The 24529-nt window shown below is 73.5% G+C and carries 25 protein-coding genes and 1 riboswitch; of the genes, 8 read left to right on the top strand and 17 right to left on the bottom strand.

Annotated features, from left to right (window positions below; all coding sequences use genetic code 11):
- Positions 1-195 precede the first annotated feature (195 nt).
- From ACFV6D_RS02510 to ACFV6D_RS02500, 3 genes are all read left to right on the top strand, one after another.
- Positions 196-390: a hypothetical protein gene (locus ACFV6D_RS02510; RefSeq protein WP_063346460.1), complete on the top strand. Its 195-nt coding sequence runs from the start codon at positions 196-198 to the stop codon at positions 388-390.
- A gap of 347 nt (positions 391-737) precedes the next feature.
- On the top strand, positions 738-2354 hold the full coding sequence (locus ACFV6D_RS02505) for a hypothetical protein (protein ID WP_380557867.1): 1617 nt from the start codon (positions 738-740) through the stop codon (positions 2352-2354).
- 275 nt (positions 2355-2629) lie between these two features.
- Entirely contained in the window at positions 2630-3004 is a 375-nt protein-coding gene (locus ACFV6D_RS02500; RefSeq protein ID WP_030306127.1) for an RNA polymerase-binding protein RbpA, read from the top strand.
- 111 nt (positions 3005-3115) lie between these two features.
- Here ACFV6D_RS02500 and fxsA read toward each other — a convergent pair whose 3' ends face one another.
- The 4 genes from fxsA to ACFV6D_RS02480 all read right to left on the bottom strand — a co-directional run bounded on the left by fxsA (position 3116) and on the right by ACFV6D_RS02480 (position 7774).
- A complete protein-coding gene (fxsA, locus tag ACFV6D_RS02495) occupies positions 3116-3694 on the bottom strand; it encodes an FxsA family membrane protein (RefSeq protein WP_063346461.1) in 579 nt (192 codons plus the stop codon).
- A 55-nt stretch (positions 3695-3749) separates the two neighbouring features.
- The gene (lnt, locus tag ACFV6D_RS02490; protein ID WP_380557865.1) at positions 3750-5390 is read right to left on the bottom strand and encodes an apolipoprotein N-acyltransferase; all 1641 of its coding nucleotides are present in this window, start codon (positions 5388-5390) and stop codon (positions 3750-3752) included.
- Positions 5391-5688: 298 nt separating this feature from the next.
- Entirely contained in the window at positions 5689-7302 is a 1614-nt protein-coding gene (locus ACFV6D_RS02485) for an amidohydrolase (protein WP_380557862.1), read from the bottom strand.
- A gap of 31 nt (positions 7303-7333) precedes the next feature.
- Positions 7334-7774 (bottom strand): Lrp/AsnC family transcriptional regulator, encoded by a 441-nt coding sequence (locus ACFV6D_RS02480; protein WP_045694655.1) that lies wholly within the window; start codon positions 7772-7774, stop codon positions 7334-7336.
- A gap of 229 nt (positions 7775-8003) precedes the next feature.
- On the opposite strand from ACFV6D_RS02480, the gene ACFV6D_RS02475 reads away from it, so the two are divergent.
- A complete protein-coding gene (locus tag ACFV6D_RS02475; protein ID WP_208869051.1) occupies positions 8004-8474 on the top strand; it encodes a hypothetical protein in 471 nt (156 codons plus the stop codon).
- Positions 8475-8574: 100 nt separating this feature from the next.
- Here ACFV6D_RS02475 and ACFV6D_RS02470 read toward each other — a convergent pair whose 3' ends face one another.
- Complete coding sequence (locus ACFV6D_RS02470; RefSeq protein ID WP_380493832.1) at positions 8575-9738, bottom strand: acyl-CoA dehydrogenase family protein; 1164 nt, start codon at positions 9736-9738, stop codon at positions 8575-8577.
- 209 nt (positions 9739-9947) lie between these two features.
- Here ACFV6D_RS02470 and ACFV6D_RS02465 point away from each other — a divergent pair, with 209 nt between their 5' ends.
- The gene (locus tag ACFV6D_RS02465; RefSeq protein WP_380493834.1) at positions 9948-10580 is read left to right on the top strand and encodes a uridine kinase; all 633 of its coding nucleotides are present in this window, start codon (positions 9948-9950) and stop codon (positions 10578-10580) included.
- A gap of 407 nt (positions 10581-10987) precedes the next feature.
- The gene (locus ACFV6D_RS02460; RefSeq protein ID WP_380558047.1) at positions 10988-12964 is read left to right on the top strand and encodes an AAA family ATPase; all 1977 of its coding nucleotides are present in this window, start codon (positions 10988-10990) and stop codon (positions 12962-12964) included.
- Between the two features lie 26 nt (positions 12965-12990).
- On the opposite strand, the gene ACFV6D_RS02455 is transcribed toward ACFV6D_RS02460, so the two are convergent.
- From ACFV6D_RS02455 to ACFV6D_RS02405, 11 genes are all read right to left on the bottom strand, one after another.
- On the bottom strand, positions 12991-13977 hold the full coding sequence (locus ACFV6D_RS02455; RefSeq protein ID WP_380557859.1) for an NAD-dependent epimerase/dehydratase family protein: 987 nt from the start codon (positions 13975-13977) through the stop codon (positions 12991-12993).
- 98 nt (positions 13978-14075) lie between these two features.
- On the bottom strand, positions 14076-15122 hold the full coding sequence (locus tag ACFV6D_RS02450; protein WP_063346468.1) for a hemolysin family protein: 1047 nt from the start codon (positions 15120-15122) through the stop codon (positions 14076-14078).
- Positions 15119-16462, bottom strand: coding sequence for a hemolysin family protein (locus ACFV6D_RS02445; protein WP_380343456.1), 1344 nt, complete (start codon positions 16460-16462; stop codon positions 15119-15121). Before ACFV6D_RS02445 ends, ACFV6D_RS02450 begins: the two co-directional genes overlap by 4 nt.
- A gap of 310 nt (positions 16463-16772) precedes the next feature.
- Positions 16773-17213, bottom strand: a complete 441-nt coding sequence (locus ACFV6D_RS02440) for a PH domain-containing protein (protein WP_063346470.1) — start codon at positions 17211-17213, stop codon at positions 16773-16775.
- A gap of 194 nt (positions 17214-17407) precedes the next feature.
- Entirely contained in the window at positions 17408-18256 is an 849-nt protein-coding gene (gene hisG, locus ACFV6D_RS02435) for an ATP phosphoribosyltransferase (RefSeq protein ID WP_363369700.1), read from the bottom strand.
- Between the two features lie 45 nt (positions 18257-18301).
- Entirely contained in the window at positions 18302-18574 is a 273-nt protein-coding gene (locus ACFV6D_RS02430; RefSeq protein ID WP_063346472.1) for a phosphoribosyl-ATP diphosphatase, read from the bottom strand.
- Positions 18575-18674: 100 nt separating this feature from the next.
- Complete coding sequence (gene ribH, locus ACFV6D_RS02425; RefSeq protein ID WP_063346473.1) at positions 18675-19148, bottom strand: 6,7-dimethyl-8-ribityllumazine synthase; 474 nt, start codon at positions 19146-19148, stop codon at positions 18675-18677.
- A gap of 98 nt (positions 19149-19246) precedes the next feature.
- Complete coding sequence (locus ACFV6D_RS02420) at positions 19247-20524, bottom strand: bifunctional 3,4-dihydroxy-2-butanone-4-phosphate synthase/GTP cyclohydrolase II (protein ID WP_380557856.1); 1278 nt, start codon at positions 20522-20524, stop codon at positions 19247-19249.
- Entirely contained in the window at positions 20521-21108 is a 588-nt protein-coding gene (locus ACFV6D_RS02415) for a nicotinamide riboside transporter PnuC (RefSeq protein WP_380376590.1), read from the bottom strand. Before ACFV6D_RS02415 ends, ACFV6D_RS02420 begins: the two co-directional genes overlap by 4 nt.
- A 56-nt stretch (positions 21109-21164) precedes the next feature.
- Positions 21165-21827, bottom strand: coding sequence for a riboflavin synthase (locus tag ACFV6D_RS02410; RefSeq protein WP_063346476.1), 663 nt, complete (start codon positions 21825-21827; stop codon positions 21165-21167).
- A gap of 208 nt (positions 21828-22035) precedes the next feature.
- Positions 22036-22163: riboswitch (FMN riboswitch) on the bottom strand.
- A gap of 197 nt (positions 22164-22360) precedes the next feature.
- Entirely contained in the window at positions 22361-22675 is a 315-nt protein-coding gene (locus tag ACFV6D_RS02405; RefSeq protein WP_159398348.1) for an antibiotic biosynthesis monooxygenase, read from the bottom strand.
- 141 nt (positions 22676-22816) lie between these two features.
- On the opposite strand from ACFV6D_RS02405, the gene ACFV6D_RS02400 reads away from it, so the two are divergent.
- Complete coding sequence (locus ACFV6D_RS02400; protein WP_380343448.1) at positions 22817-23512, top strand: MSMEG_1061 family FMN-dependent PPOX-type flavoprotein; 696 nt, start codon at positions 22817-22819, stop codon at positions 23510-23512.
- A 57-nt stretch (positions 23513-23569) separates the two neighbouring features.
- Here ACFV6D_RS02400 and ACFV6D_RS02395 read toward each other — a convergent pair whose 3' ends face one another.
- Positions 23570-23758, bottom strand: coding sequence for a DUF1508 domain-containing protein (locus ACFV6D_RS02395; RefSeq protein ID WP_063346479.1), 189 nt, complete (start codon positions 23756-23758; stop codon positions 23570-23572).
- Positions 23759-23925: 167 nt separating this feature from the next.
- Between ACFV6D_RS02395 and ACFV6D_RS02390 the strand changes: the two genes are divergently transcribed.
- On the top strand, positions 23926-24339 hold the full coding sequence (locus tag ACFV6D_RS02390; protein ID WP_363369713.1) for an HIT family protein: 414 nt from the start codon (positions 23926-23928) through the stop codon (positions 24337-24339).
- The last annotated feature ends 190 nt before the right edge of the window (positions 24340-24529 follow it).

Below are 24529 nucleotides of genomic sequence, written 5' to 3'. Positions count from 1 at the left end.
GGGAATGCCTCGCCGCGCTGGAACTGCGCGGGACACGGCCCCACCCCGGCCGATCCGCCCGCCTTCGCCCGAACTCCAGGGCGACGTTGAACGGGAAACCACCCATTTGCACCGTTCCATCATCTATTACTTTTTGTCACGATTAGCGCACTTTCCGTAACACCGTCCCCGTCCCCCCTCCCCGAGGAGCAGAACGTGATCCTCTCGATTTCCGGCATCGTCCTGTTCGGCACCATCGCCTTTCTGTTCTTCCGCAGGGACGGGCTAAAGGTCTCCCACGCCGTCGTCTGCGCCCTCTTCGGCTTCTACGTCGCCGGCTCCTCGATCGCCCCGAGCATCACCGCCGGCGGTGCCAGCCTGGCGAGCCTGCTCGGCGGCCTCAAGTTCTAGGGCGTGTCTGACAATTCCCGCCGGGCGCGCGACGCTCCCCCAGCCTGGCGGCCGGGAGGTGCCCCCAGGCATCCCGCCTGGACGCACCGGCGAAACGTCCAAGTACGGCCCAGTGCGAGGACGCTTCGCCGGCACGCCCAGCCGGGCGCCCACCGCCGCGCGCTGATCCGACGCGAATTGTCAGACACGCCCTAGGCCCTGTCCGGCCGGACAGGGCCCAGGCCCCACGTTCCAGGCGCTGCCACTCCCCCGCACGGGCCCGGGCGCGGATCCCACCGCCCCGGGTCCCGTCGTACCGGCTCCGCCCCCGCCACCCGACCCGTCCCACTCGCCCGGGGAGTCAAGGAATGCCGCTCCAACGCCATCTCAGCAAGGGCCGCGAGATCGCCCGAACCGCCGGGGACCACGCCTCCGACATGTTCGCCCCGCTCTCCGTGATCGGCCGCGGACTGCGCCACCACGCGGGCTGGGCCAAGGACCGCTGGAACGCCACCCCGAAGGAGCGCCGCGGCCCGACGCTGTTCCTCTCCGCCGCGATGCTGGTCGGCGTCTACCTGCTGCCGCACGGCCTGCTGTTCGCCCTGATCGCCCTGATGGCCAGCTCCGCCTGGACCGGCCGGGCCCCCAAGCCGGCACCCGCCCCGCCCGCCCCGGACGTCGCCGACATCAAGCTCGGCGCGCTCTACGCGGCGCTCACGCCGTACCTGTGCGGCCCCGAGGACGCCAACCCGCTGTACCACTACGAGGGCCACTACAAGCGCGCCTTCGGCTCCTGGGAGTTCGACGACGAGGGCCGGCTCTCCCGGCTGGAACTCGGCTACCCGGCGTACTTCACCGACACCGAGCCGAGCGCGCGGGCCCGGATCGAGCAGGTCGTCCAGGGCAAGGCCGGCCGGGCCCGGGAGTACCGCTTCGACTGGGACGAGGAGTCCAACCGGCTGCGGATCGCCGCGCTCACCCCGCTGCCCGCCGACATCGTCGCCCAGCGCTTCGTGGCCGCCCCCGGCGAGATCGTGCTCGGCTTCACCGACGAGGACGGCACCGCCCGGACCATCCCGGTCTTCCAGGGCGGCGCGATCGCCCAGCAGCCGCCGGTCGTCTGGCGCACCGGCCCGCGCTCGGCCGAGCCGCACCTGCTGGCACTCGGCGTCACCGGCTACGGCACCTCCAGCCTGATCCGCTCGATCGCGCTCCAGGCGCTCCCGTACGGGGACCTGGTGGTGGTCGACGGCGCGGGCACCGGGGAGCACGCCTGCCTGGTCAACCGGCCCGGCGTGCACACCGTGGAGACCAGCCTGCACGGCGCGCTGGCCGCGCTGGAGTGGGCCTCCCAGGAGACCGAGCGCCGGCTCGCCGCGCTGAACGCCGCCCGGCACGCCGGCACCGCGCCGCCCGAGGACGCCACCCGTCCGCTCTGGCTGCTCCTGGACCACCCGACCGAGCTGAGCGAGCTCGCCCACGCCGAGGGCCGCCCGGACCCGCAGGACCTGCTGGAGCTGCCGCTGCGGCACGGCCGCGCCGCCCGCGTCACCGTGGTGATCGCCGACGACATCGAGGCCAGGGGCCGGATCACCGCGACCGTGCGCTCCACCACCCGGGCCCGGGTGCTGCTCGGCCCCGCCGGCCCCGAGGAGGGCCACGCCGTGCTCGGCGCGCCGCTGGACATCGTGCCCGCCGCGCACGCCCCCGCCGGCCGCGGCTACGCCCGGATCGGCAACAGCACCCCCGTCCGGCTCCAGGTGCCCGCCACCGTCGACCCGCTGGACGAGGAGGCCCCGGCCCAGCTGCGGGACGCGGTGATCGCCCTGCTGCCGCACCGCGACACCCGCACCGAGGCCGCCGCCGAACTGCCGCCCCGGCCGGAGCGCCCGCCGGTGGCCCTGCCGGCCGATCCGGCCCCCCGGGCCCACCCGGTCGACCTCGCCAAGGGCGAGCCGATGATCCGTTCCCGCCCGATCTCCTGACCGCGGCGGACGGGGGCGGCGGCGCTCGTCGAATCCCGTCCCGGTAGGCTCGTCCAGGAAAGGCCGACCGATCACCAGATGTGAAATAGGTGACACCTAGGGTGATATCCACGGCCAGATGTGACAAATCGGGCGCCGATGGGTACAAACAGGGGCGGCACGACAGACGACGCATGTCCCGGGACGGGAATCTTCGTCGGAAGCCGAGCGTTGACCGAACGACGAAGAACAGCGACCACTAGTCCTGTGGGCTATAAGCCCGGGAGGCACGATTCATGAGCGAGCGAGCTCTCCGCGGCACGCGACTCGGGGCCACTAGCTACGAGACCGACCGCGGTATCGATCTGGCTCCCCGCCAGACCGTCGAGTATGCATGTCAGAACGGACACCGATTCGAGGTTCCTTTCTCGGTCGAGGCGGAGATCCCCCAGGCCTGGGAATGCCGCTTCTGTGGCCAGGAGGCGGTACTTCTCGACGGCGACGAGCCGGAAGAGAAGAAGGTCAAGCCGACGCGTACCCATTGGGACATGCTGATGGAGCGCCGGACCCGTGAGGAACTGGAGGAGGTACTGGCCGAGCGACTGGCCGTGCTCCGCTCCGGCGGAATGAACCTCGCGGTGCACCCGCGGGACACCCGCAAGAGCGCCTGACCTCGCTCCCGCCACGGCGGGAGGACGCGAAAAGGGACCCTGGTCACCAGGGTCCCTTTCGCGTTCCCGCCTCGCGGTACCCCGGGCGGGAACGCGGGACGGGAGGGGCGGTCAGCCCGAGATCGGCGGGCGGTACGTGGTGTCCGGGCCCTGCGGACCGCGCGGGCCGTCGCCGGGCTCCACCACCTCGCCCTGGATCACCTTGCCGTCCGGGCGGTGGATGCGCAGCTGCTCCTGCAGCCGCATCGCGTCCGCGAACGGGTCCGCCCCGGCGGCGACGGTGCTGCGCAGCGCCTTGTCGGCCACCCGGCGGCCACCGGCCCGCCAGAGCGCCCGGGTGGGCGGGAACAGCAGGGTGAGCGCCACCAGGTCCGACAGGAAGCCCGGGACGATCAGCAGCAGGCCCGCCAGCACCGTCAGACTGGTGCCGGTCTGGGGCTGCTCGGACTTCGGGTCCTTGCTCTGCTCGATCGCCGCGGACAGCGCCTTCAGCCCGGCCCGCTTGATCAGCGAACCGCCGATCAGCGCGCCCGCGATGAGCAGCAGCACGACGACGAATCCACCCAGCCACGAGCCCACTTGGACCAGCAGCCAGATCTCCAGCACCAGCCAGGCGGTGATCAGCAGCGGCAGCACCCGGCGGAGCTTGCCGCGCGGGGCCGGACGGGCGGGGGTAGCTTGCTGGGTCACGGTACGAATCCACTCCAAGCAGTGCTCTGCGCGCCGCACGGGAGGTCCGGGCCGGCTACGGCACCACCTGGTCCAACGATTCCCCGGCGGCCGGTGTTCCGGCGCCGGACTTCCGTCGGCGGCCGACCAGCACGCCCGCGCCGCAGGCCAGCAGGCCTGCGAGGGCCAGCGTCCACTCCGGCGCGGCGCCGACCCGGTCGGCGACCGTGGTGCCGTCGCGCAGCGGGACGACCGCCGACAGCTCGGCCGCGGTCAGCTCCTCGGTGCGCTGCTGGACCGTGCCGTCCGGGGCGATCACCGCGCTGATGCCGCTGGTGGCCGCGATCAGCACGGCCCGGCCGTGCTCGACCGCGCGCAGCCGGCTCATCGCGAGCTGCTGCTCGGGCTGGCCCGTCTTGGCATAGGTCGCGTTATTGGTCTGGACCACCAGGACGCGGGCGCCGCTGTCCACGGTGTCGCGGACGATCTCGTCGTAGGCGACCTCGAAGCAGATCACGTCGCCGATCCGGGCCGGGCCGAGCTGCATGACGCCGTTGTGGTCGCCGGGGTAGAAGTCCCGGGCGACCCGCTGGAGCCGGGTGATCACCTTCATCAGCTGCGCGCGGAACGGCACGTACTCGCCGAACGGGACGGGGTGCTGCTTGGTGTAGGAGGCGCCGGGGCCGGTCTTCGGGTCCCAGACGATGCCCTCGTTCTGGACGTGCTGCGCGTCCGGGCCGTCCACCAGGGTGCCGACCAGGGTGGGCACGCCGACCGTCTTCACGGCCTGGTCGATGCGCTGGTAGGCGAGCGGGTCGCTGAACGGGTCCAGGTCGGAGGAGTTCTCCGGCCAGATCACGATGTCGGGGCGATCGACCTTGCCGGCGGCGATGTCCGCGGCCAGCCGCTCGGTCGCCACCGCGTGGTTGTTGAGGACCATCATCGGGCGGCCCAGGAAGTCCATGCCCGGGTTGGGCACGTTGCCCTGGACGATGGCGACCTTGACGGTGTCGGCCGGCGCGGTCGGCACCGGCACCAGGTACCCGGCCAGCAGCGCGGCCACCGCGCCCAGCCCCGCCAGCGCGGCGGCCCGGGGCGTCTTACGCGGCCCGCGCAGGCGCAGCACGGCGCCGGCGAGCAGGGCGCCCGAGAGGGCGACCGCGAAGGTCACCAGCGGTGCGCCGCCGAGCGCGGCCAGCGGCGTGAACGGGGTCGCGGTGTTGGCGAAGGCCAGCCGCCCCCACGGGAAGCCGCCGAACGGCAGCCGGTCGCGCGCCCACTCCTGGGTGATCCACAGGCAGGCCGCCCAGAGCGGCCAGGCCGGCAGCCGGGCGGTGAGGGCCAGGCCGCCGCCGAGGACGGCCAGGAACAGCGCCTCCACGACCGACAGGCCGACCGTCGCGTCCCAGCCGACCACCCGCAGCCAGCTGAGCAGCATCAGGAAGAACGGCAGGCCGAAGGCGAAGCCCGTCCAGGCCGCCTGGCGGACGGTGCGGCCCCGGGTGAGCAGGGACAGCGCGGCGACGCCGAGCAGCGACAGCGGCCACAGGTCGAAGGGCGGGAAGGCGAGTGCGAGCAGCAGGCCCGCCAAGGCCGCGAGGCCGGTGCGGGGAAGGCCCGCCCGGACCTTGGCGACGGCGCGGGCGACCCGGCCGGGCCTGGGCGCCGACTCCGCCGGTTCGGGTGCGGCCCCGGGCCGCTCCTGGGTGACGGGCATGGCCACCGGCGCACCATCTTCCTGGATCTTGCTGTTCGGACGCTGTCCGAAGAAGGTACCCCGGACGGTCAGGGAAGCGTGAGGTCAGGGTGGTAGCAGGGTCAGCGGCTCACGGCCCCGGTGGGCTTGCCGCACATGCCCCGTCGGAGGCGCTGTGCTGCTCGCCCAGGGGTTCCGGGCGGAAGTCCGGGGCGAGCAGCTCGCGGGGGTCGGTGAAGTCGGCGGGGCGGTCGTCATGGGGTCGACCCACGGCCGCCGGGCCGCCGCTTCAGCTGGGTTGATGCGGGCCTGCTCGGCTCTACTCGGCGGCCAGGTGGACGGTGCGGCCGCGGACGACGGTGCGCAGGCAGGCCGGCAGCGGGTGGCCGGGGGTGAGGTCGGGCAGGCCCGGGGTGCCGGAGCGCGGGTCGGTGGACCAGCCCGCCACCCGGGAGTCGGGGGCCTGGACGACCAGTTCGTCGGCGGCCCAGATCGCGTAGCTGGCGACGGCGCCGGGCACGAGTACGCCGTCCTGGTCGCGGCCGATCGCGCGCCAGCCGCCGCGGGTGTGTGCGGTGAAGGCCGCGCGGACGGAGATCCGGTGGTCCAGGGTCTGGTGGAAGGCGGCCGCACGGACGGTGCCCCAGGGGTCGAGCGGGGTGACCGGGGCGTCCGAGCCGAAGGCCAGCGGCACGCCGGCCCGCAGCAGGGCGGCGAAGGGGTTGAGCCTGGCGGCCCGCTCGGCACCGAGGCGCTGGACGTACATGCCGTCCGGGCCGCCCCAGGCGGCGTCGAAGGCGGGCTGGACGGAGGCGGTGAGGCCGAGCTCGGCGAAGGCGGCGACGGACTTGTCGTCCAGCGCCTCGGCGTGCTCGACGCGGTGGCGCAGCGCCCGGACCCGCCCGGCGCCGACCCGCTCCCCGGCCGCCCGGACGCCGTCCAGGACGGCGGCCACGGCCGCGTCGCCGATGGCGTGGAAGCCGGCCTGGAGCCCGGCCTCGGTGCAGGCGGCGACGTGGTCGGCGACCTGCTCGGCGGTCAGGTAGGCGGTGCCGGTGTGCTCGGCGTCGGCGTAGGGGGTGTGCAGGCAGGCGGTGTGCGAGCCCAGCGCGCCGTCCGCGAAGAGGTCGCCGCCGGCGCCCACCGCGCCGAGTCGGCGGGCCGTCTCGGCGCCGCCCAACTCGCCCCAGTAGCCGAAGACTTCGGGGCCTTCGCCCTCGGCGGCGAGGGCCAGCAGGGCGGCCAGGTCGGCCTCGGAGGAGATCTCCGGGCCGGCGCACTCGTGCAGCGCGCCGATGCCGAGTTCGGCGGCGCGGGCGAGGGTGGCGCGCTGGGCGCGGCCGCGCTGCTCGGGGGTGAGGTGGGCGAGCGCGGTCCGCCGGACGGCGTGGTGGGCGTCCTTGGTGAGCGGGCCGTCGGCGGTGTGGCCGGGGCGCTCGGCCAGGCCGGGGGCGAGGCTGCGCAGCGCGGTGGTGGCGAGCGCGGAGTGCACGTCGGTGCGGGAGAGGTAGAGCGCGGCGCCGCGGGCGGCGGCGTCGAGTTCGGCGAGCGTGGGCGGGCGGCCCTCGGGCCAGCCGGTCTCGTCCCAGCCGTGGCCGATGAGCACCCCGCCGGGCTCGGGGCGGGCGTCGACGAAGGCGGTGACGGCGGCGAGGGCTGCGGCCAGCGAGGGGCTGCCGGTGAGGTCGAGGCCGGTGAGCGCCAGGCCGGTGGCGGTGGCGTGCACGTGGGCGTCGACGAAGGCGGGGGTGACCAGGGCGCCGTCCAGCTCGACGATCTCGTCGGCTGCGGCGGCGTACGCCTCGGCGGCGCCGTCGCTGCCGACCCAGGCGATGTGCTCGCCCTCGACGAGCATCGCGGTGGCGAAGGGGTCGGCGGGGCTGTAGACGGCGCCGCCGCGCAGCAGGACGGTCCGTGGGGTGCGTTCGGTCATGCCGCTAAGTCTGCACCTGCGGGGTTCGTCCTCAGAGCTTCGGGGGTCGCGCTTCGTAGGGGGTGGAGAGGACGACGGTGGTGCGGGTGGAGACGCCGGCGGCGCTGCGGATGCGGGCGAGCAGGTCCTCCAGGTCGCCGGGGGCGCCGACGCGCACCTTGAGGATGTAGTTCTCGTCGCCGGCGACGCTGTGGCAGGCCTCGATCTCGGGCAGGCCGGCCAGCCGTTCGGGGGTGTCGTCCGGGGCGCTGGGGTCGAAGGGCTTGACCGAGATGAACGCGGTCAGCGCCAGGTCGACGGCGTCGGGGTCGATGATCGCGGTGTAGCCGCGGATCACCCCGCGCTGTTCGAGGCGGCGCACCCGCTGGTGCACCGCCGAGGTGGACAGGCCGGTGGCCTTGCCCAGGTCCGTGTAGCTCATCCGGCCGTCCTCTAGGAGCAGCTGGACGATGCGTTGGTCGAGATCCTCCACAGTGCGCAAACCTACCCGGTCGGGGGCACGGGGGGCGCACGCGGTGTCACATCGGGTGCCCGCAGGTGTCACGCGGGCAAATGCCAGGCGAATGTGGCAGTGGATGTGGCCAAGGACACACCCGGTGCATCACGGTGCACCGGACCGCAGGGTTATGAGCCCGAATCGGAGGGAAGTGCTGGTTGTGGCCCCGGGCGACCACGCCGGGCCCGATCCGAGGGGGATCCTCATGCCGACTGACCAGCGTGCCCTGGGCGCCGACGAGACCGACGATACGACCGGCCGCGACGACCTCGCGGTCGATCACGGCCACGTCCCGGGCATCGACCCGGGCGAGGCCGAGACCTGGGACATCTTCCGGGTGCACTGCCCCGAGTGCCGCCGCCCGATCGCCCTGGTGGCCGACGAGGAGCGGCTGCCGCAGCACGCGCTGCTGCCGACCGCCTGGAACCCCTTCGCCCCCGCGCTGTGCCCGGGTTCGGGCACGCCGACCGACGACCTCGCCGAGGTGGAGACCCCGGAGGACGACCAGCCGGCCGGGCTCGACGCGCTGTTCAGGCTCCCCACCGAACTCGACTGGCGCACCCAGCCGTTCTCGCACGCGGTGGCGCACCGGCCGACGCGGACCGCCGTCGTCGCCCCGGCCGTCCCCGTCATCTCGGCCATCCCCGAGCAGCGCCGCCGCCTGGTCCGGCGCTGATCCGCCAGCCCGCGCAGGCGGGTTGACGCAGAGACGAAGACGCCTCCGGCCGTCACTCCGCACCCTGGAGTGACGGCCGGAGGCCGTTTGTGGGGGGGGCTCAGCCCTTGGTGAGGTGGCGGCCGATCACCAGGCGCTGGATCTGGTTGGTGCCCTCGACGATCTGCAGCACCTTCGCCTCGCGCATGTAGCGCTCGGCCGGGAAGTCCTGCGTGTAGCCGTAGCCGCCGAGCACCTGGACCGCGTCGGTGGTCACCCGCATCACGGCGTCGGTGCAGAACAGCTTGGCCATCGCCGCCTCCTTGGAGAACGGCAGGCCCGCGTCCCGCAGCCGGGCGGCGGACAGGTAGAGCGCCCGCCCGGCCTCGATCTGGGTGGCCATGTCGGCGAGCATGAAGGACAGGCCCTGGAACTCGGCGATCGGGCGGCCGAACTGGCGGCGGGTGCGCGCGTAGTCGACCGCGAGGTCGAGCGCGGCCTGGGCGACGCCGACCGCGCAGGCCGCGATGCCGAGGCGGCCGGAGTCCAGTGCGGCGAGCGCGATCTGGAAGCCCTGGCCCTCCTCGCCGATCAGCCGGTCGCGGGCGACCCGGGCGCCGTCGAAGTGCAGCTGCGCGGTCGGCGAGGAGCGCATGCCCATCTTGTGCTCCGGCGGAGCGGCCGACAGGCCCTGTGCGTCGCCCGGGACGAGCAGGCAGCTGATGCCCTTGGAGCCCTCGTCGCCGGTGCGCACCAGGGCGCTGTAGAAGTCCGCCCGGCCGCCGTGGGTGATCCACGCCTTGGTGCCGTTCACCACGTACGCGTCGCCGTCGAGGTCGGCGCGGGTGCGCAGCGCGGCCGCGTCCGAGCCGGACTGCGGTTCGGAGAGGCAGTAGGCGCCGAGCTGCTCGCCGGAGAGCATTCCGGGCAGCCACCGGCCGCGCTGCTCCTCGGTGCCGAAGCCGGCCAGCGCGTGGCAGGAGAGGGTGTGCACGCTCACCCCGAGGCCGACGGCCAGCCAGCCGGCCGCCAGCTCCTCCAGCACCTGCAGGTACACCTCGTAGGGCTGCCCGCCGCCGCCGTACTTCTCGTCGTAGGGGAGGGAGAGCAGGCCGGCCTCGCCGAGGGTGCGGAAGACCTCTCGCGGGAAGCGGTCGGCGGCCTCGTCCTCGGCCGCGCGGGGCTGCAGCTCGCGCTGGACCAGGTCCCGGGTGAGGCTCAGCAGCTCGTGGGCCTCCTCGCTGGGCAGCTGGCGCTCCACGGCTTTCACTGGGGACGGGGTCATGGCGGCGGTCGCCTCCTCGATCGGGCACCGGAGCGTGGTGTGGCTGGTCCGGCGCGGGTGTGGCAGGTCGGCCCGACCGGCACCGGATTACGGTGAACGGCCGTTCACAGGCATGGCGATGCGAGTATGCCGGAAACCCGCGCCGCCGTCACGATCACCCAGGAGTAACTGGACGGACTGGTGGGCTACGGCACCGTAGGGTTGCCGTTGTGGCTGCTTCCCGACCCCTCGCCCCCGCCCTTTCGCCCGTTCCCGGCGACGCGGTGGCCTCGCTCGCGGCGGAGCTGCGCGCGCTGCCGCCCTCCTGTGGGCCGGTGCGGCTGGTCGCGGTGGACGGGCACGCGGGCTCGGGCAAGACGACCTTCGCCGGGCGGCTGGCGGCGGCGCTCGGCGGGGCGCCGGTGGTCCACCTCGACGACCTGGCCACCCACGCCGAGCCCTTCGGCTGGACCGGGCGGTTGCGCGAACAGGTGCTGGAGCCGCTGGCGGCCGGCCGGGACGGTGCGTACCGGGTGTACGACTGGACGCTGCGCCGCTTCGCGGGCACCGCCGCGGTGCCGGTCGCCCCGGTGGTGCTGGTGGAGGGTGTCGGCGCCGGGCGGCGGGCGGTGCGGCCGTGGCTGGCCCGGGTGATCTGGCTGGAGTTGGACGCCGCCTCGGCCCGGCGGCGCGGCGAGCAGCGGGACGGGCCGGATCTGGCCGAGTTCTGGGCCGGCTGGGCGCGGGCCGAATCGGCGCATTTCGCCGCGGATCCGAGCCGTCCGTTCGCCGGGACGCGGGTCGACGGGGTGACCGGACGAATCACACCGGGCACCGTGGGTGAACCTTCAACAAGCCCTTGACCTGCACTGTCACCAGGATTTAGGTTCTCCTCAGCCGCCGGAACGGGATGTTCCGGCCGCCTCGGACCCGGCGTCCCCGACTTGTTCCCCCGTGAGCCGGGGGCGCCGTCCGGTCCTTTCCGAATCGCGCTCCCCCGCCGCCGGTCCAGGCCCCCACCCGCTCAACGACCGCTCACACGATCGCATTTGACTCCGTGGGCGCCCTTCCGGATCAGCGCCACGCCGGTACGATTCCTCGCAGGCGCAGATGCGCCCGGGGGCTTTCGACCACCGGCCCGGCTGCACGCAGGCGACCTGCCACCGAGCCCCGGGCCAAGCCGCGGGGGGCGTGAGTGACGACGGTGGACAGTTCGGACAGCAACGCGGGCGGCCCGGACCGGCTCGCCGAACGCGCGTGGCTGCGTGCCATGGACGCGTACACGGCGGGCGCGTACGCCCGTGCCGAGGAGGAGTTCCGCGCGGCCGTCCGGCTGGACCCGGGCATGGCCGACGCCTGGCTCGGCCTGCACGCGCTGCGCAGTGACACCTCGGCGGCGCTGCTGGCCATGTACCGCAACCAGAAGCGGTTCGGCGAGCAGCGGCGGCGCCACCGCCGCCCGCTCAGTTCCTGGTACTGGCTGGGCTGGTGGGTGCAGCCCGTCCTGGAGGACGCCCGCGACCTGGCGCTGGCGCACGCCTCGCACTGGCTGGACGGCCGCCACCTGGCCGAGCTGGACCGGGCGCTGGAACAGTGCCCGGCGCCCAGCGAGGACCCGTCCGCCCAGTTCCTGTACGCCTGCCGGTCCTATCTGCTCAAGGACTGGGAGCAGCTGATCCGGGACACCGACCGGCTGCTGGACGACCCGCTGCTCGGCATCGAGGCCGGGCTGTTCGCCGGCATGGCGCGGGTCCGACTGGACATGTGCGCCCAGGCGCAGGCGCCGCTGGCCGCCTCGCTGGCCCGCTGCCGCTCCGAGCAGCCCCAGCGCAAGGAACTGCGGTACTGGCTGGCCCGGGCGTACGAGGGGGCCGGGCGCAGTGCGGCCGCGCTGCCGCTCTACCGGGCGGTGCACCGGGCCGATCCGGTGTTCATGGACACCGCCGCGCGGCTGGCCGCGATCGCGGCGGAGGACGGGTTGGCGGACGACCTGCCGGACGCCCTGCTGGACGGCGGCCTGCCAGCGGGCGGGCGGGTGGCCGGGTACGAGGGCACCGAGCCGGACGAGATGGACGGGACGGACGAGGCGGACTTCCAGGACGGGGCCGGGTACGCCACGGCGGGGGGCTTCGGCGACGCGGCCCCCGGGTTCACCGAGAGCGCCGGGTTCACCGAGGGCGCCGGGTACACCGGCGGGGTCGGATTCGTCGAGGGGGTCGGGTTCCTCACGGGGCCCGGCCCGGGCGACGGCTCCACGGCCGGCCCGGCCCCGCAGGCGGCCGGCGAGCGGTCGGGTTCGCCGGGCGGCTCCGCCGCCCCGCTGCCGGCGCCGGTCCGCGCCGAGGCCCAACCCCGCACCGTGCCGCTGCCCGCCGCCCAACCGGTCGACGACGAGCGCGAGTTGGACGCGGCGCTGGCGGAACTCTCGCTGATGGTGGGCCTGGAGCCGGTCAAGCGCCAGGTGCGGGCGCTGTCGGCGCAGCTGCGGATGTCCAGACTCCGGGCCGCGCAGGGCCTGCCGGTCCAGCCGCCCAAGCGCCACTTCGTCTTCTCCGGCCCCTCCGGCACCGGCAAGACCACCGTCGCCCGGATCCTCGGCCGGGTCTTCCACGCCCTCGGACTGCTCTCCGGCGACCACCTCGTGGAGGCCCAACGGGCCGACCTGGTCGGCGAGTTCCTCGGCCAGACCGCGGTCAAGGCGAACGAGCTGATCGACTCGGCACTGGACGGCGTGCTGTTCATCGACGAGGCGTACAGCCTCTCCAACTCCGGCTACACCAAGGGCGACGCCTACGGCGACGAGGCCCTCCAGGTGCTGCTGAAACGCGCCGAGGACAACCGCGACCGCCTGGTGGTGATCCTGGCCGGCTATCCCGAGGGCATGAACCGGCTGCTCGCCACCAACCCCGGCCTCAACTCCCGCTTCACCACCCGGGTCGACTTCCCCAGCTACCGCCCGAACGAGCTGACCGCGATCGGCGCCGCGCTGGCCGGCCGGGACGGCGACGGCTGGGACGAGGACGCGGCCGAGGAACTGGCCAGCATCTGCACCCACGTGGTCCGCGAGGGCTGGATCGACGAACTCGGGAACGGCCGGTTCATCCGCACCCTGTACGAGAAGTCCTGCGCCTACCGGGACCTGCGGCTCTCGCTGCTGCGCGAGCCGCCGGGCCGCGAGGACCTGGCGACGCTGCGCCTGCCCGACCTCGTCCAGGCCTACGGGGAACTGATCGACGGCCGCGGCTGAGACCAGCTCCCCGGGATCGCGCCGGGTCAGCCCCGGAGCAGCTCGGCCTCGCGCTCGGGGTCGAGGCCGACCTTCGGCCGGTCGGCGCGCTGCGGGGCGACGCCGCCGATCGACCGCAGCCAGGCCCAGGTGTCCTCGACCGTCTCGCCCACCGGCCGGCAGCGCAGCCCGGCGGCGACCGCCCGGTCCACGGACGCGCCGTGCAGGAAGTCGTTCAGCTCGCCGGGCGCCAGCCAGATCGGCAGCTCCGTCCAGGGCTCGACGCCGGCCGCCAGGATGCGCTCGGGGTCGGTCCAGCGCAGGTCCGCGTCCGAGCCGGTGACCCGCACGCAGGCCTCCAGCAGCTCGCCCATCGTGGTGTGGCCCGCCGGGCTGACCACGTTGCACGCGCCGCCGAGCCGGGCCGCCGCCGCGTCCAGCAGCCAGCTCGCGAGGTCGCGGACGTCGATGTACTGCAGCGGCAGGTCGTACGGACCGGGGGCGAGCACCGGGCCGCCCCGGGCGATCCGGTTCAGCCACCAGGGCAGCCGGCCGATGTTCTCGTGCGGGCCGAGGATCAGCCCGGCCCGGGCGAGCAGGGCCCGCCCGCCGAACTCCGCCTCCAGGGCCAGTTCGGCCCCGCGCTTGGCCTCGGCGTAGGGCACCTCGCCCTCGGCGTCCGGGGACGACCCGACCACCTTCGCCGACTCGTCCGCCCCGCGCGCCAGCGGGTAGTCGTACACCGACCGGCTGGAGACGTACCCGTAGTGGCCGACCCGGCCGGCCAGCAGCCGGGCGCTGTCGCGCACCGCCGTCGGGGCTCCGGACCAGGTGTCCACCACCGCGTCCCACTCCCCCGCGGCCAGCGCCGCCAGCCCGCCCTCGGCGGTGCGGTCGCCCAGCAGTGCGGTCACGCCCGCGGGCGCGGGCTGCGTACCGCGGTTGAGGGCCGTCACCTCCCACCCCCTGGCCAGCGCCTCCTCGGCGACGACCCGTCCGACGAAATTCGTTCCACCCAGCAGGAGAAGCCTCATGCCGACCACCCTGCGCCCAGGGTGGTCGGCATGGGAACGGCTGCACGCTGAGAGCAGAATCGCCCGCAGCGGACACGCCGTCAGCGAAAGGGGGAACCTCAGGCGGCGGAGCGGTGGTCCGGGTCGTGCATCTCGCCGACCAGCTCCTCCAGCACGTCCTCCAGCATCACCACACCGAGCGTGCGGCCGTCCTGGTCCAGCACGGCGGCCAGGTGGCAGGTCGCCCGGCGCATCGCGCCGAGCGCGTCGTCCAGCGGGAGGCTGCCGCGCAGCACCGTGATCGGACGCCACAGCCGGGCCGGGACGGGCGCGGACGGGTCCTCCACGTCGAGGATGTCCTTGAGGTGCAGGTAGCCCAGGTAGCCGTGGCCGGCCGGGTCGCCGTCGGTGACCGGGAAGCGCGAGAAGCCGGTGCGCAGGGCGAGCTCCTCGACCTCCGCGGCGGTCACCTTGGTGTCCACGGTGACGAGCTGCTCGGGCTTGAGCAGCACCTCGGTGACCGGGCGGTGGCCCAGCTCCAAGGCGTCCTCCAGACGCTCCTGGCGGCCCTCGTCGAGCAGGCCGGCGTCCCGGGAGTCGACCAGCAGGTACATCAGCTGCTCGGTGGTGAACACCGACTCGACCTCGTCCTTGGACTCGACCCGGAACAGCCGCAGCACACCGTTGGCGATGGCGTTCAGCAGGCTGATCACCGGGGCCAGCCAGCGGGCCAGCCGGTCCAGCGGCGGGCCGAGCCAGAGCGCGGCCTTCTCCGGGCCCGCCATGGCCATGTTCTTGGGCACCATCTCGCCGATCACCATGTGCAGGAAGACCACGACGGCCAGCGAGATGCCGTACGAGAGCGGGTGCATCAGACCGGACGGGACGCCGATCGCATGGAACGGGCCCTCCAGCAGACTGGCGATGGTCGGCTCGGCCAGGGCGCCGAGGCCCAGCGAGCAGACGGTGATGCCGAGCTGGGCGGCGGCCAGCATCGCGGACACGTTGGACAGCGCGTGCAGCACGGTGCGGGCACGCTTGTGGCCGGCCTCGGCGAGCGGCTCGATCTGGCTGCGGCGCACCGAGACGACGGCGAACTCGGCGCCGACGAAGAAGGCGTTCCCGAGCAGGAGCAGGACGGCGACGGCCAGTTGGAGCGCGGTCATCGGGCGTTCTCCTGGTCGTCTCCGAACGAGGCCGGCGCGCTGGTGCGCTCGACCCGGACCTGGCTGGTGCGGTGCCGGTCGACACCCGTCACGGTGAAGCGCCAGCCCGGCAGCTCCGCCTGCTCGCCGACCTCGGGCAGCTTGCCGAGCAGGTCGGCGACCAGGCCGGCCAGCGTCTCGTACGGGCCGTCCGGGGCGATCAGGCCGATCGCCTCCAGCTGGTCGATCCGGGCGCGGCCCTCGGCCTCCCAGGCCGGCAGGCCGTTCACCGGGGGCAGCGGGAGCAGCTCGGGGCGGTCGGCGGGGTCGTGCTCGTCCTGCACCTCGCCGACGATCTCCTCGACGATGTCCTCGACGGTGACGACGCCGGCGGTGCCGCCGTACTCGTCGACCACGATGGCCATCGGCTGGAGGCGGCGCAGCTGGTCGAGCAGCCGCTCGGCGGGCAGGGTCTCGGGCACCAGCAGCGGCGGCGAGGTGAGCTCGCCCACCCGGACCAGGCCGCGCCGGGCGGCCGGGACGGCGAGGGCGTCCTTGAGGGTCACGATGCCGGTGACCTCGTCCAGGCTGTGGGTGTAGACCGGGAAGCGGGACAGGCCGGTGGCCCGGGTCAGGTTGATCACGTCGGAGGCGGTGGCGTCGCTCTGGAGGGAGGCGACGTCGATCCGCGGGGTCATCACGGACTCGGCGGTCAGCTCGCCCAGGCCCAGGGTGCGGACGAACAGGGTCGCCGACTCCTCGTCTATCGCGCCGGCCTTGGCCGAGTGGCGGGCCAGTGAGACCAGTTCGGCCGGGGTCCGGGCGTGGTCCAGCTCCTCCTGCGGCTCGACGCCGAAGGCGCGGACCGTCCGGTCGGCCGCCCCGTTGAGGAAGCTGATCAGCGGGCGGCAGGCGAAGGAGAAGGCCATGTGCGGGGCGGCGACCGCGCGGGCCACCTGGAGCGGGCGGGAGATCGCCCAGTTCTTCGGGACCAGCTCGCCGATCACCATCTGCACCACGGTGGCGAGCACCATGCCGACGACCACGGCGACGCCGCGGGCGGCCGACTCGGGCACGCCGATCCCGGTCATGACGGGGCTGAGCAGGGTGGACAGCGCCGGCTCGGCGAGCATGCCGACCACCAGCGAGGTGACGGTGATGCCGAGCTGGGCACCGGAGAGTTCGAACGAGAGGTGCCGCAGGGCCCGGGAGACGCGGACGGACTTGGCGTCGCCGGCCCCGGCGGAGCGTTCGACCGCCCCGCGCTCGACGGTCACGAAGGCGAACTCGGCGGCCACGAACAGGCCGTTGGCGAGGATCAGCAGGAGGGCTGCGAGCAACAGCAGCCAGGCGGTGATCACAGTGCCGCCTGCCTTCCGCTGACAGGAAGGTGGGCGGCGCAGGTACTACCGGACGGATCGTCCATCGAGGGGGGAAGTCACTCCTCAAGTCGTCTTTCGGGCAGGACGGAAGTTTTGCCCTGCTTTTACCAGCGTAGACCATAGCCGGACGATGGTAGGAAGAGTGTTCGGACCCGCCGGGCCGAGGATTCGCAGGCCCGGCGGGGCCCGGCGGGGTGTCGGGAGGGGTGTCGGCGGGGCGTCGGCGGGCGGGCGGTGCCGGTGTGAAGCGGGCGGGCGCCGACCGGCGGCGGCGGCGGTGGCGCGGGGCTCAGGCCCTGGCGTGGTGCTCGACCAGGTCGCGCAGGGCACGGGCCTGCGCGATCGCCTGGTCCTTGCCGACACCGGACTGGATGCCGACCGCGGCGAGCGAGGTGCCGTCGGCCAGGTCGAGGGTGGCCCACGGGTCGCCCTGGCGGAAGTTGACCCGGACGATCTCGGCCCAGGTGAGCCGGCGGCTGCGGACGAAGTTGACCACCGTCACGCCCTGCGCGTCGGCGCTCACCCGGGGGCGGGCCAGCATCAGGCCCACGCACGCGAACAGCACGCCGCTGCCCGCCATCATGATCCGGTCGTTGAGCTGCCAGTTCTCCGGGAGCACCACGGCCATCACGGCGAACAGCACCACCAGCAGCGCGCAGACCGGCAGCAGCACGGCGCGGGTGCGGCGCGGCGCCCAGGTGACGGGGAACTCGACGGGCGGCGTGGACACGTGGGGTCTCCGGTGGGGTGGTTCGGGGGAACGGTCGTTCCCGGGAACGACGGTTCCGGGCAACGGACGGATCCGGACGAAGGGCTGTTCCGGACGACGGTTCCAGACGAAGGGCGGGGACGCCGGTCAGCGTCCCCGCCCCATTCAACCGTTCCTTACCCGCACCACGGCGGGCGAGGTCGCCGCCGCGCCGGTCAGAGGCGGCAGGCGTGGATGTTGGTGACCAGGATGGCCCGGGCGCCGATGGCCCACAGGTCGTCCATGATCTGCTGGGCCTCCTTGCGGAGCACCATCGAGCGCACCGCCACCCAGCCCTCGGTGTGCAGCGGGGAGACGGTCGGCGACTCCAGGCCGGGGGTGAGCGCCACGGCGGCGCCGACCTTCTCGGCGCGGATGTCGTAGTCCATCAGCACGTAGCGGCGGGCCACCAGCACACCCTGGAGGCGGCGCAGGAACTGGTCCACCCGGGTGTCCTCGCCCGCGCCCTTGGGGCGGATCACCACGGCGTCCGAGATCAGGATCGGCTCGCCGAACACCTCCAGGCCGGCGTTGCGCAGGCTGGTGCCGGTCTCCACCACGTCGGCGATCACGTCGGCGACGCCCAGCTGCACCGCGGTCTCCACCGCGCCGTCCAGCTTGGTGACGGTCGCCTTCACGCCGTGGTCGGCGAGGTGCTGCTCGACCAGGCCGGTGTAGGAGGTCGCGATCCGCAGGCCCTCCAGGCCCTTGACGTCCTCGACGGCGACGCCTTCGGGGCGGGCGAAGCGGAAGGTCGACGCGGCGAAGCCGAGCGCGAGCACCTCCTCGGCGTTGGAGTGCGAGTCCAGCAGCAGGTCACGGCCGGTGATGCCGACGTCCAGGCGGCCGGAGCCGACGTAGACGGCGATGTCGCGCGGGCGCAGGAAGAAGAACTCGACCTCGTTGTTCGGGTCGACGAGGACGAGCTCCTTGGGGTCCTTCCGCTGGCGGTAGCCGGCCTCATGGAGCATCTCCGCCGCGGGACCCGAGAGCGAACCCTTGTTGGGGACGGCGATGCGCAGCATGGGAGGTTGGTTCCTTACCTGTGGGGAGGGGCGTGCGGTTCGGGTTTAGAGGTACTTGTAGACGTCGTCGAGCGTCAGCCCGCGGGCGATCATCATCACCTGAACGTGGTACAGGAGCTGTGAGATCTCCTCAGCGGTCTGCTCGTCCGTCTGGAACTCGGCGGCCATCCAGACTTCGGCGGCCTCCTCGACGACCTTCTTGCCGATCGCATGGACGCCCTGCTGGGCGAGCTGCGCGGTACGGGAGGACGAGGGGTCGCCGGTGGCGGCCTTCTGCTGGAGCTCGGCGAAGAGCTCCTCGAATGTCTTCGAAGCCATGATGGGACTCACCTTACGGCGTGCGGGCTGACCGGCGGTAAACGGTCCCGGACCGTGGACAGTCCGTTGGACGTCCACGGTCCGGGTCGGGGCGGTGCGCTCAGAGCGCGGCGCGCAGCACCGCGGCGGTCGCGACGGCGGCGGTGACGGCCTCGTGGCCCTTGTCCTCCGCGGAGCCGGGCAGGCCCGCGCGGTCGAGCGCCTGCTCCTCGTTGTCGCAGGTCAGCACGCCGAAGCCGACCGGGACGCCGGTGTCGACGCTCACCTGGGTGAGGCCGGCGGTGGCCGCCTGGCAGACGTAGTCGAAGTGCGGGGTGCCGCCGCGGATCACCACGCCGAGGGCGACGACCGCGTCGTAGCCGTGGTCGGCGAGGCGCTTGGCGGCGACCGGCAGCTCGAAGGTGCCGGGGACGCGCAGCACGGTCGGCTCGGTGACGCCCAGTTCCTTGAGCGCCCGGTGGGCGCCGTCCAGCAGGCCGTTCATCACAACGTCGTGCCACTGGGCGGCGACGACGGCGACCTTGAGGTCGGCGGCGCCGTCGATGGTCAGCTCGGGGGCTCCGTGGCCGCTCATGCTCGTTCTTCCTGTCCGTCGTCATGGGGTGCGTGGTACGTGGGGTGTGGTGCGTGGTGCGTGGGGCGTGGGCGCGGTGCGTGGGGCGCGGGGTGGGTTCAGGAGTCGAGGCCGGGCAGGTCGTGGCCCATCCGGTCGCGCTTGGTGCGCAGGTAGCGCAGGTTGTGCTCACCCGGCGCGATCTCGACCGCTTCGCGCCCCTTGACCTTGAGGCCGTGCTCGGTGAGCGCGGTGAGCTTCTCCGGGTTGTTGGTGAGCAGGATGAGCGAGCGGACCCCGAGGTCCACCAGCATCTGCGCCGCGATGCTGTAGTCGCGGGCGTCGGCCGGCAGGCCGAGGTCGAGGTTGGCGTCGACGGTGTCGCGCCCCTGCTCCTGGAGTTCGTAGGCGCGCAGCTTGTGGGCCAGGCCGATCCCCCGGCCCTCGTGGCCGCGCAGGTAGAGCACCACTCCGCGGCCGGACTCGGCGACCTTGTGCAGCGAGGCCTCCAGCTGGGGGCCGCAGTCGCAGCGCAGCGAGCCGAAGACGTCGCCGGTCAGGCACTCGGAGTGGACCCGGACCACGACGTCCTCGCCCTCGGGCAGCCGGCCGTCGGCGCCGAGGCCGCCGGCCACCAGCGCGATGTGCTCGACGCCGTCGATGGTGCCCTGGTAGCCGACGGCGGTGAACTCGCCGTGGACGGTGGGCAGGGCGGTCACGGCGGCCCGGTCGACGTGCAGCTCGGTGCGGCGGCGGTAGGCGATCAGGTCCTCGATGGAGATGATCGCGAGGCCGTGCTCGCGGGCGAAGGCGACCAGCTCGGGCAGCCGGGCCATGGTGCCGTCGTCGTTGACCACCTCGGCGATCGCACCGGCCGGCGGCAGCCCGGCGAGCCGGGCCAGGTCGACGGCGGCCTCGGTGTGGCCGGGGCGCACCAGCACGCCGCCCTCGACCGCGCGCAGCGGGAACACGTGCCCGGGGCGGGTGAGGTCGCCCGGCTCGGTGCCGGGCGAGGACAGCAGCCGGACGGTGCGGGCGCGGTCGGCGGCGGAGATGCCGGTGTCGACCCCCTCCCGGGCGTCCACCGAGACGGTGTACGCGGTGCCCTTGCGGTCCTCGTTGACCTGGGTCATCGGCGGCAGCTTGAGCCGGTCCAGCTCCTCGCCGGTCAGCGGGGCGCAGATCACGCCGGAGCTGTAGCGGATGGTGAAGGCCATCAGCTCCGGGGTGGCGGCGGAGGCGGCGAAGACGATGTCGCCCTCGTTCTCGCGGTCCTCGTCGTCGACCACGATCACGGCGCGGCCGAGGGCGATGTCGGCGATCGCGCGCTCGACCGGGTCGAGGACGAGTTCGGGTGCCACCTCGCGGTCGCGGTCGGCGGTGTGGTTCTCGGTCATACCGTGGCTCCCTGCGGGACGTTGGCGGAGTTGACGCGCGGCTCACGGCTGCTCAGCCACCACGAGCGCAGGCCGAGCAGCACCAGGACGAAGTAGATCGAGTAGGTGAGGCCGGAGAAGGGGTAGCCGTTGTTGAAGGCGAGCGGGACGCCGACCACGTCGACGGCGATCCAGGCGAACCAGAACTCCAGCCAGCCACGGGCCTGGGCGACCATCGCGGCCAGCGTGCCGACGAAGATGTAGGCGTCCGACCAGGGGCTCCAGGACAGGCTGGGGTGGGCCGTGAACAGCCAGGCCAGCGCGACGGTGCCGGCCGCGGTGCCGACCACCAGGGCGGCCCGCTCCGGCCAGGTGGCGAAGCGGACGGCGATCGTGCCGGTGTCCCGGCGGCCCCGCCGCCACTGGGCCCAGCCCCAGGCGGCGGTGACGAGCACGATCAGCTGCTTGCCGATCAGGCCAGGGACGTGGCCCCCGAGGTAGGCGGCGATCAGCACGGCGCCGGACAGGAGTTGGAGCGGCCAACTCCAGACCGAGCGGCGCCAGCCGAAGGCCAGCCCGGCCAGGCCGAGCAGGTTGCCGAGCATGTCGGCCCACTTCACGTGCTCGCCGAAGACGGTGAACGCTTCTCCGCTGAGCCAGTTCACTTGGACTCTCCGGCGATCGTCGGGGGAAGGGTGCGGGAGTCGAGCAGTCGCTCGACGTACTTGGCGAGCACGTCCACTTCGAGGTTGACGCTCTCGCCGACGGCCTTGGCGCCGAGCGAGGTCAGCGCGAGGGTCGTGGGGATGAGGCTGACGGTGAAGCTGTCCCGGGCGGCCTCCACCACGGTGAGGCTGACGCCGTCGACCGTGATCGAGCCCTTCTCCACCAGGTAGCGGGAGATGGTGCCGGGCAGCGAGAAGCGCAGCACCTCCCAGCGCAGGTCGCCGGCCGCGTCGCGCTCGCCGGGCTCGCGGCCCAACAGCGTGCCGGTGGCGTCGACATGGCCCTGGACGAGGTGGCCGCCGAGCCGGTCGCCGAGCGCCATGGCGCGCTCCAGGTTGACCCGGGAGCCGGGCTTCAACTCGCCGAGGCTGGAGCGGTGCAGCGTCTCGGCCATCACGTCGGCGCTGAACTCGCCCGTATCGGCCGCCAGTTGGTCCGGGCTGTCGACGACGGTCAGGCAGACGCCGTTGACCGCGATGGAGTCGCCGTGCCGTGCACCCGTACAGACCACCGGGCCGCGCAGGCGGATTCGCGAGGAGTCGCCGATCTCCTCGATCGACACGACCTCGCCGAGCTCTTCGATGATGCCGGTGAACACCCGGGTTCTCCTCGCGCTTGGGGGCGCGGACTCCGGGGCGGCATGGGAGATGACACGGACGGGCAACGGCGCGCGAGCCGACGGCACGACCCGTCGCCGGGATGCCGAGGCCGCCGGGAGATCGCTCGCCCGGCCCGGGAGACACCTCTCCCGCCGTTCACCTGGCCGTGGTCCACCGGGGGACCACGGATACTGCTCTTCGTCCGCCCGCGCACGCCTCCCATCCGGACTTTAACCGTCGGTCCAGGAATTTCACCTGGTCAACCGGCCGCTGGCTGCGGACGGGTCGCGGACTGTAACCGCCGGTTCGGATTTTCACCGACCCCGGAGTGCGCTGAACGTCACTGCTGTTGGGGTCATTCTGCCACGACGCGCGCAAGGCCAGGGAGAGCCTTCCGCTGTGGCCTGTTTCACGCGGATGCGGGGAATGTGCGGCCGGGTGGTAGGTGACGCCCGCAACGTGGCGGTCACCTACGGAGGGTGGCGAGCACGTACGGAGGGTAGTGAACGCGGCCGGAGCGCGGCGGGTGCGGTCAGAGCGTGGCGGGTGCGGCGATCGACGTGAAGTGGGTGACCACCGGCGGGTGCGCGAGGTAGCACAGCTCGCCCTCCGACCAGACCGGCCGGATCCGCCACATCGGCCCCGCGTACCCGCGCAGGGCCGCCTCGTCGCGCCAGCGGCTCACCACGAGCACCCGGTGTCCGTCCTCGGTCACCGAGCGCAGCAGTTCGCCGCCCAGGCAACCGTCGGTCCGCCCGAGCTGCGGGATCACCTGGGTTGTCAGCAGCACACAGAATTCCTCGATGCGACCGGCCAGGACCTGCCCGGCCCAGATCCTCACGATCACGACCACCACCTCCGAGCGGAGCGCCTGGCCCCATTATCAGCGTAAAACCGCTGGTGGGGAGGGGTGGCGGGGAAGCTTTACCGAGGGCTGCACCGCCCGGCGGCCAGGCGCTCCGGGAAGGGGCTCGGCTAGATTTCCGGTATGACCAGCACACCGGAATCTGTCATTGCGTCAACCACCGCTCCGGACATGCCGGGCAGCCTGTTCGCCGCCCTCAGCACAGGGGCGCTGACCGACCAGGCGCAGCTGCGCGAGATCTACGAGCAGCCCGGCGAGCACGCGCGCCGCAAGCAGGTCGACCACCTGCACGAGGTCGCGCGGCGGCTGATCGCCTGCTCCTCGCTGGTGTTCGTGGCGAGCTCGGACGCCGCCGGGCGCTGCGACGTCTCCCCGCGCGGCGGGCCGGCCGGGGTGGTCTCCGTCCTCGACGAGCACACCCTGGCCATCCCGGACGCCACCGGCAACAAGCGGCTGGACACCCTGCACAACATCCTGGAGAACGGCCGGGTCGGGCTGCTCTTCGTCGTCCCGGGCCGGGACACCACGCTGCGGGTCAACGGGCGGGCCTGCATCTCCACCGACCCGGAGCTGCTGCGGCAGCTGACCGCCGTCGGCAAGCCCCCGCGCAGCGCGATCGTGGTGGCCGTCGAGGAGGTGTACGCGCACTGCCCGAAGGCCTTCCTGCGCGGCTCGGCGTGGAAGCCGGAGAACTGGCCGGCCAAGGACGCGCAGCCGACCTCGGCCGAGATCACCCTCTCGCACCTGCGGGACGAGTCGCTGACCGTCGAGATGATCGAGCAGACCGAGCGGGAGGCGCTGCTCTACCGCTACGAGTGACGAACGGTGCGGGCGGGCGTGGCGCGCCCGGTGCTCGGTGCTCGGTGCTCGGCGTGCTCAGGCGGCCTTGGGTACGTCCACCACCGGCGCGTCGCTGGCCGCCCGCTGGACGGCCTCGACGCCCTTGTGGGCGGCCTCCTTGCTGGAGTAGCCCTGGCCGGTGGCGACGATCTCGCCGTTGCCCGCCTTGAGCCGGAACCGGTACTTGCCGCCGGCGTCCTCGTAGACCTCGAACTTGCCCGCCATCGGGCCACCTCCTCGTACGGCGCGCGGCGCGCCTCTGGTCGACCCCCTCCAGCACCGTGCGCCCCCCGACCGGGCGGCCGCACCTGCTCGGCCGCCGGACGGGTGACGCCCCGCAACCGCGCGATCGCGGAGGTGCCGGGGCGGCCGCCGGTGGTTTGAATGGACGGATGGACTGCGTCTTCTGTGCGGTGGTGGCGGGCGAGGAGCCCGCGCACCGGGTGCTGGACGACGAGGCGGCGGTGGCCTTCCTGGACCGGCGGCCGCTGTTCCCCGGCCACGTGCTGGTCGTCCCGCGCGCCCACCGCCGCACCCTGGCGGACCTGCCGGCCGCCGAGGTGGGGCCATTCTTCCTCCAGGTGCAGCGGGTGGCCGCCGCGGTGGAGCGCGGATTGGGCGCGGCGGGCAGCTTCGTGGCGGCGAACAACCGGATCAGCCAGTCGGTACCGCATCTGCACGTCCACGTGGTGCCGCGCAATCCGAAGGACGGGCTGCGCGGCTTCTTCTGGCCGCGGGGGAAGTACCCGGACGAGGCGGGGGCGGCGGAGGTCGCGGCCCGGCTGCGGGCGGCGCTCGGGGGCTGAAGGGGCGGCTCGGGGACAGAGGGGACAGAGGGGGCGCTTGGGGGCCGAGTAGGCGCTTGGGGGCCGAGGGGGGCGCTCGGCGGCTAAGGGGGGCTCGCGGGGGCCCCGGGGGGCGTGCGCACCGCATTTGTGAGCCGGTTTCACCCACTCTCTTGACAGGTATAGAACACTCCGCTTGAGTCGCCTTCAC

Origin of the sequence: Kitasatospora sp. NPDC059812, assembly GCF_042732075.1 — a bacterium.
GTDB lineage: Bacteria > Actinomycetota > Actinomycetes > Streptomycetales > Streptomycetaceae > Kitasatospora.
Note: the sequence above shows the minus strand (reverse complement) of the source record. Positions and strands in the feature narration are given on the sequence as shown.

Excerpts from the sequence above, each read along its gene's own strand:
- ACFV6D_RS02420 (WP_380557856.1), bottom strand. The coding sequence starts at position 20,524 with ATGACCGAGAACCACACCGCCGACCGCGACCGCGAGGTGGCACCCGAA.
- ACFV6D_RS02390 (WP_363369713.1), top strand. The coding sequence starts at position 23,926 with ATGGACTGCGTCTTCTGTGCGGTGGTGGCGGGCGAGGAGCCCGCGCAC.
- ACFV6D_RS02415 (WP_380376590.1), bottom strand. The coding sequence starts at position 21,108 with ATGCTCGGCAACCTGCTCGGCCTGGCCGGGCTGGCCTTCGGCTGGCGC.
- lnt (WP_380557865.1), bottom strand. The coding sequence starts at position 5,390 with ATGCCCGTCACCCAGGAGCGGCCCGGGGCCGCACCCGAACCGGCGGAG.
- ACFV6D_RS02430 (WP_063346472.1), bottom strand. The coding sequence starts at position 18,574 with ATGGCTTCGAAGACATTCGAGGAGCTCTTCGCCGAGCTCCAGCAGAAG.
- ACFV6D_RS02395 (WP_063346479.1), bottom strand. The coding sequence starts at position 23,758 with ATGGCGGGCAAGTTCGAGGTCTACGAGGACGCCGGCGGCAAGTACCGG.
- ACFV6D_RS02505 (WP_380557867.1), top strand. The coding sequence starts at position 738 with ATGCCGCTCCAACGCCATCTCAGCAAGGGCCGCGAGATCGCCCGAACC.
- ACFV6D_RS02485 (WP_380557862.1), bottom strand. The coding sequence starts at position 7,302 with ATGACCGAACGCACCCCACGGACCGTCCTGCTGCGCGGCGGCGCCGTC.
- ACFV6D_RS02475 (WP_208869051.1), top strand. The coding sequence starts at position 8,004 with ATGCCGACTGACCAGCGTGCCCTGGGCGCCGACGAGACCGACGATACG.
- ACFV6D_RS02455 (WP_380557859.1), bottom strand. The coding sequence starts at position 13,977 with ATGAGGCTTCTCCTGCTGGGTGGAACGAATTTCGTCGGACGGGTCGTC.
- ACFV6D_RS02450 (WP_063346468.1), bottom strand. The coding sequence starts at position 15,122 with ATGACCGCGCTCCAACTGGCCGTCGCCGTCCTGCTCCTGCTCGGGAAC.
- ACFV6D_RS02470 (WP_380493832.1), bottom strand. The coding sequence starts at position 9,738 with ATGACCCCGTCCCCAGTGAAAGCCGTGGAGCGCCAGCTGCCCAGCGAG.
- ACFV6D_RS02500 (WP_030306127.1), top strand. The coding sequence starts at position 2,630 with ATGAGCGAGCGAGCTCTCCGCGGCACGCGACTCGGGGCCACTAGCTAC.
- ACFV6D_RS02460 (WP_380558047.1), top strand. The coding sequence starts at position 10,988 with ATGGACGCGTACACGGCGGGCGCGTACGCCCGTGCCGAGGAGGAGTTC.
- ACFV6D_RS02400 (WP_380343448.1), top strand. The coding sequence starts at position 22,817 with ATGACCAGCACACCGGAATCTGTCATTGCGTCAACCACCGCTCCGGAC.
- hisG (WP_363369700.1), bottom strand. The coding sequence starts at position 18,256 with ATGCTGCGCATCGCCGTCCCCAACAAGGGTTCGCTCTCGGGTCCCGCG.
- ribH (WP_063346473.1), bottom strand. The coding sequence starts at position 19,148 with ATGAGCGGCCACGGAGCCCCCGAGCTGACCATCGACGGCGCCGCCGAC.